Source organism: Microcoleus sp. B3-D2 (genome assembly GCF_036705345.1).
GTDB lineage: Bacteria > Cyanobacteriota > Cyanobacteriia > Cyanobacteriales > Microcoleaceae > Microcoleus.
Window position 1 is genome coordinate 1 of the sequence record NZ_JAUBUG010000154.1, and the last position, 3,762, is coordinate 3,762.

Genomic DNA, 3,762 nt, shown 5'->3' on the forward strand with positions numbered 1-3,762 from the left:
TGGTTAATATTAAGCACTTCAAAAACTGGTTTACAAGCTGCTGCTACTGTACTTCATAAACTTGGAATCCGCTGTATTTAATCCCAAGGCTGCTTCATTTTCCAAATCTAAGCTTGCCAAAGCAACTGACAAAACTGACTTAATCTGATTGCGGCGAAATTCTCATTTGTAGGACTTACGCTGCATTCCTTCAATTTTGACACTATGTGTACTTGTATGGTGCGCCGCAGAGCACCCTAAAAGTACAGTCTTTGCATACGTCGTATAATAACAGTCGCTAGCTGTTAGTTACCAGTCGCATAATCGAGTGACTTGCATAATTTTTAGTTTTGTGTTAAGGGCAGTATAGGCTATTGTACAGATTAGCGATCGGCTAAAAAGAAGGTGATAGTTAATCGATTTTAGATTTTAGATTAAAGAATTGAAGAAAGCGACCCCACGGATTTATCCGGGGGCTTGTACCCTGGTTGTTTTCAGTCAGGACAAAATTTTACTATTAAATCCGCAAAATATAAATTTCTACATGGGAGGCGATCGCGCTTATTGGAAAAATGCGATCGCTTTCAACACCTAGCCCTGTAAAAAAAACCTAGCTGTTTCTTAATCTTGAAGGCAAACAAGCCTAATCGGGCAACAGCAAGGGCAACAATATTGCTAGGTTATGGCGCTGCTTCGGCAATGCTGAGCGCGTTGCTCCAGGTTGCGTTTCCATACGTGATTTGACTGGTGAATCGGTCAAGTTGAAGATAGGTAAAGATGCCGTGCGTACCAGTACATCGACTCGCCCTAAGAACGTCGCGGTGAATTACATAATCAAATATACTAATGGGTGATGGTAAAGTTGGTTAAACATCAGCGAGCATCCTGGCTTTTCTGAGAATAAATGTAAGTACGGTTTCTTGTCGAGAAATAATGTCTGCTGTAACTTCCATTCCGGCTTGAATAGGATACTGACAGCACTGTGGATCGGCAGATTGGCTAATAGCCCGATCGCGCTTGACTAAATAAGTTCTTTGGGGCATAACAGTCACTTCATAGTAAGGCGGACTGTTATTTTCACCAGCAATGGCATCGGGTGCGATCGCACTAACTTTCGCTTCTAGTACGCCGTAGTCGGGATAGGGATAGGCAGAAATCCGCAGGATAGATGTTTGACCGATCGCAATTTTACCAATATCGGGAGCAGCGACGCGAGCTTTGACGACAATCGCAGCATTAGCAGGAGCAATTTGAGCAATTGCCGCGCCGAGTTGTGCAGTTTGTCCGGGATTTCGCAGATTTAGTTTGAGAATGGTGCCGTCTACTGGAGAACGAACAATACTTTTTGCAAGTTCGGTATCAATTTGTTTGAGCTCTTGGCGATCGCGATTGATTTGATTTTCGATGTCAGCGCGACTCTGAATCGAAGTTAATCGTTCTTTTTTCAACGCTGCCAAAGATGCTTCACCCTTGGCTTTTTCTTGAGCAATTTGCTGTTGGGCGATCGCCACGGGTGCGGCACTAGGATTCAATGCAGCTTCCACAACTTTCAATTTAGCTGCGGACACTTCAACAGCTTGTTGCTGCCTGTCAACAGTTTTTCTTTGGCTTTCAACAGCTTTTTTTTGCGCTTCTACGGCGGCTTTTTGCCCTGCCACGGCTTGTTCTTGCTGCTGCGCGGCAAGTTTCGTCTCCTCCAATAAATCCAGCGAAATAGCGCCTGTTTCTTGGATTGACTGATAGCGATCGCGCTTAGAAACGGCTGCTTTTAAATTTGCCTCGGCAGCCTTTAAATTTGCTGCGGCTGTTTGCAAGGAAGCCTGTTCTTTTTGCAATTCCGGCAGGGATTTTTCCCATTCCGACTGGGCTAATTGTACATTAGCTTTGGCCGCTTCAACTTCAGCTAGCGAGGTAATTTGCCGTTCTCCATAGTCCCGCTGGCTGCGGCTTAAATCTGCTTGGGCAGAGGCAACTGCGCCTTCTATTGCCTGGGTTTCCGCTGCAAGGCGATCGTCTAAAGCGCTAATTTGGGCAGCAATTTGACGCAGTTGCAGTTGGTTTTGCTGGATATTTCCTTGCAGTTGGCTTTGTTTAGTTAAAAGTTGGGAAGAGTCGATTAGGGCGATCGCATCTCCTTGTTTGACAGCCTGATTTTCTTTCACATGAATGCTTTTCACCGTGCCTGCTGTCGCCGCTTCTACAATGCGAATTTCTCCAGCCGGACGGACGGTAGCGGGAGCTCTGACGGTAACATTATATTTAGCGACAGCAGCAAGGGCGATCGCACTGCCAAAAGTTGCCAACAAAAATAATCCGCCCGCCGTTATCCAGCGGCTGACGGGCGGCAAGAATTCATCCGGTTTGGCGGTGCGGAGAAATTCAAAAGATGAGTCATTAGTCATTAGTTAGTAGTCATTAGTCAGTTGGTAGTTTGTAGTTGGCAGTTGGCAGTTGTTATTGGTTAGAGCGAGGACGATCGATCTGTGATATTAATGCAAGGTCTTGTAAGGGCGGGTTTCACCAACAATAATCGCCTGAGAGCCATCATCTCATAAACCCGCCCCCGCTCAACGAATGATCGCCAATTACCAACTACCAACTCGATAAGTAGGCTGCTTGGGATTCAAGTCAACTGGTAACTAAAGCCAAACTTTCTAGTAGCGCGATCCCACCAAAATGTCCAAACTCCGCCCGTAGTTCTTACCCCCCAAAACGTCAGACCTGACGGCCGAACATCCGAAAGTTGACTAACGCTGCTAACTTGACCGCCTGCGATTAAATTGGCTTCCGTATCGGAAATATCTTGAAGTTCGCGATCGCTCAGCCAAGGACTCTGATTAAGCATTTCCAAGCCTCCTGTTACAATTACTATTGTTTGGCCTTGTTGGCTTGACTCAGGAAAGAAGGGAGAGCGATCGCATATAAAGTCGCTGACTCAGCCGCGAACTCCTCTGGGAGTTGTCCGCCAGAAATTGATTCCTGACTTTGTTCGTTTAAATCCATCACTAGCGGATGTATTTTTTTAACATCCAACACTGATTTTGATGAATTTTTAGTTTGGTGTTTGCCAAACATTTTTCTCCTCCCGACTTTTCAAACAGACAAATTATGGGAAATGCGATCGCACAAATAAGATAACGGCATTCAAGGGCGATCGCTCACAGCAGTCATGTTCCGCTAATCTTTCCTGCCGCTGGAACAATTGAGCTTTCAGACAGACTACTTCCTGTAGGGAAAGTGGAAGAGGATGGAGCCTTTGAGGTGCTTGGTCGAACGACATCGGAGAATCCAATACTCCAAGCTAAGCAACCCTCACCCCCACCCGAAAGCTTTTCAGCTTGTTCGTCATCTAATTCTTGCCAAAGTTCTCGAATTTCCATCATCAAATCCTCCATTTTGCTTCAAATTTAACGATCAGTTTTCTGTCTGACTTAAACAATGTCAGATTTCGATCTTGAATGTCTTGCACATTTTTGCTGTTTTTGCACGTTCTTGCTGCGAGTCGAGCGATCGCCCTTTCTTCAACAAGACTTACGCAAAAAACCCGGTTTCTGAGAAAAATTGTGCATTGCTAGCGAGAGATATTGACAGAGAAACCGGGTTTTTGATTCCGGGTGGGTAAGTCCTGTTCAAATCATGAGAGTAGGAATACTGCGAAGTGACTTGCTAGACTGCCAGTTCCAGTTACTTGTTCTACATCTCTCGCTTTGATACTCCCGAGCCCTAAAGGGACGGGGATTCTTGAAGAGTCCAGATACGAACTTTCAAAGGCGAAATCAAAGC

The 3,762-nt window shown here is 45.4% G+C and carries 5 protein-coding genes; 1 reads left to right on the plus strand and 4 read right to left on the minus strand.

All coding sequences use genetic code 11. The features are described 5' to 3' along the window. The first annotated feature begins 421 nt into the window (after positions 1-421). A complete protein-coding gene (locus tag QUB14_RS28200) occupies positions 422-574 on the plus strand; it encodes a hypothetical protein (RefSeq protein ID WP_333221488.1) in 153 nt (50 codons plus the stop codon). Between the two features lie 271 nt (positions 575-845). On the opposite strand, the gene QUB14_RS28205 is transcribed toward QUB14_RS28200, so the two are convergent. The 4 genes from QUB14_RS28205 to QUB14_RS28220 form a co-directional block, all read right to left on the minus strand. Then, complete coding sequence (locus QUB14_RS28205) at positions 846-2,381, minus strand: HlyD family efflux transporter periplasmic adaptor subunit (RefSeq protein ID WP_333221490.1); 1,536 nt, start codon at positions 2,379-2,381, stop codon at positions 846-848. A 221-nt stretch (positions 2,382-2,602) separates the two neighbouring features. After that, positions 2,603-2,824 carry a hypothetical protein gene (locus tag QUB14_RS28210; RefSeq protein ID WP_333221491.1) on the minus strand — a complete coding sequence of 74 codons (222 nt, stop codon included), beginning with the start codon at positions 2,822-2,824 and terminating at the stop codon, positions 2,603-2,605. Between the two features lie 23 nt (positions 2,825-2,847). Continuing rightward, complete coding sequence (locus QUB14_RS28215; protein ID WP_333221493.1) at positions 2,848-3,054, minus strand: hypothetical protein; 207 nt, start codon at positions 3,052-3,054, stop codon at positions 2,848-2,850. Between the two features lie 31 nt (positions 3,055-3,085). Beyond that, positions 3,086-3,259, minus strand: coding sequence for a hypothetical protein (locus tag QUB14_RS28220; protein WP_333221495.1), 174 nt, complete (start codon positions 3,257-3,259; stop codon positions 3,086-3,088). Positions 3,260-3,762 lie beyond the last annotated feature (503 nt).

Excerpts from the sequence above, each read along its gene's own strand:
- QUB14_RS28205 (WP_333221490.1), bottom strand. The coding sequence starts at position 2,381 with ATGACTAATGACTCATCTTTTGAATTTCTCCGCACCGCCAAACCGGAT.
- QUB14_RS28210 (WP_333221491.1), bottom strand. The coding sequence starts at position 2,824 with ATGCTTAATCAGAGTCCTTGGCTGAGCGATCGCGAACTTCAAGATATT.
- QUB14_RS28215 (WP_333221493.1), bottom strand. The coding sequence starts at position 3,054 with ATGTTTGGCAAACACCAAACTAAAAATTCATCAAAATCAGTGTTGGAT.
- QUB14_RS28220 (WP_333221495.1), bottom strand. The coding sequence starts at position 3,259 with ATGTCGTTCGACCAAGCACCTCAAAGGCTCCATCCTCTTCCACTTTCC.